The sequence below is a fragment of the Candidatus Methanoperedens nitratireducens genome (assembly GCF_900196725.1).
Classification (GTDB): Archaea; Halobacteriota; Methanosarcinia; order Methanosarcinales; family Methanoperedenaceae; genus Methanoperedens; species Methanoperedens nitroreducens_A.
Map to the genome: position 1 here is coordinate 1 of NZ_FZMP01000150.1, position 1,351 is coordinate 1,351.

Annotated in this window: 1 protein-coding gene; it reads left to right on the forward strand. The window is 40.1% G+C overall.

Annotated elements, in window-relative coordinates; translation table 11 throughout:
* Positions 1–90: 90 nt before the first annotated feature.
* Positions 91–1,314 (forward strand): IS256 family transposase, encoded by a 1,224-nt coding sequence (locus MNV_RS10180; RefSeq protein ID WP_096205758.1) that lies wholly within the window; start codon positions 91–93, stop codon positions 1,312–1,314.
* The last annotated feature ends 37 nt before the right edge of the window (positions 1,315–1,351 follow it).

Below are 1,351 nucleotides of genomic sequence, written 5' to 3' on the forward strand. Positions count from 1 at the left end.
TATAAGAGGGAGGTAATCTGACAAAGTCAGGGAGTGTAATCTTTTTTGCTGAAACTTCATATACGGAAAACTGTATAGGAGTTAGCAAAAATGGCACAACTATTTACAAAACAACAAGCAAGGACATGGCTCAGGGAGAATAATCTGAAAACGGGGAAAAGTATAGAAGAAGCTTTTATCGCCGAGATCAAAGATGTTCTCCAGGAAGCACTGGAAGAGGAAATGACAAACGAACTTGGTTATTCCAGGTACGATTGGAAGAATAAAACAACGAGCAATTCTCGCAACGGGCACACCAAAAAGACCGTAAAAAGCCAGTTCGGGGAGATACCTCTTGATATTCCAAGAGACATCAATGGCGAATTTGAACCTGTGATCGTAAAAAAGCATGAAAGGACCATATCAAATTCGCTTGAGGATATGATTGTTTCTTTATTTGCTCAGGGAATGAGCAATCGGGATATCGAGCACCATATGAGAAAGATCTACGGGATTGATGTATCGCCAGAAATGGTAACCAGAATAACCGATAAGATCCTTCCTATAGCAAAGGAATGGCAGAGTAGACAGCTTGAGCCAATGTATCCCATAATCTATTTGGACGGCATTGTCTTTAATGTGAACCAAGACGGTCATGTAGCAAAGAAAACAGCTTATACGGTATTTGCAATAACAATAGAAGGCAAAAAAGAGATACCTGGCATCTGGATAGGTGAGGCGGAATCATCCAAATTCTGGATGAATGTATTGTCTGATCTGAAAAATCGTGGAGTAAAGGACATTTTAATCGCCTCGGTCGATGGATTAAGTGGATTTGAGGCTGCCATCAAGGCAGCCTTTCCAAAAACCGAGATACAGCGGTGCATAGTTCACCAGATAAGGAACTCAACGAGATTCGTCAATTATAAGGATAGAAGAGAGTTCTGTGATGATATGAAAGCAATATACACTGCCCCTAATGAAGAAGCAGGATTGACAGCACTTGACGAATTTGAGAAGAAATGGGGCAGCAAATACTCATACGCTATAAAGAGCTGGAGAAGTAACTGGCAAGGTTTATGCACATTCTTTAAGTATCCCCCAGAGATCAGAAGGATGATCTACACCACGAATCCAATAGAGAACTTCAACAGGAAAATTAGAAAATTCACAAAAACCAAAAGTTCATTCCCAACTGACGATTCACTGTTCAAAATTCTGTATCTGATAGTGATGGATGCCACCGAAAAATGGACAATGCCTATTCAGAATTGGGGTATGATCCTCAACCAGCTTAGGGTGTACTTCGATGAACGAGTGGATGGATATTTATAGAGATTGTTAGATATGAGATTTGAAAGTTTCAGCAAAA

Excerpts from the sequence above, each read along its gene's own strand:
- MNV_RS10180 (WP_096205758.1), top strand. The coding sequence starts at position 91 with ATGGCACAACTATTTACAAAACAACAAGCAAGGACATGGCTCAGGGAG.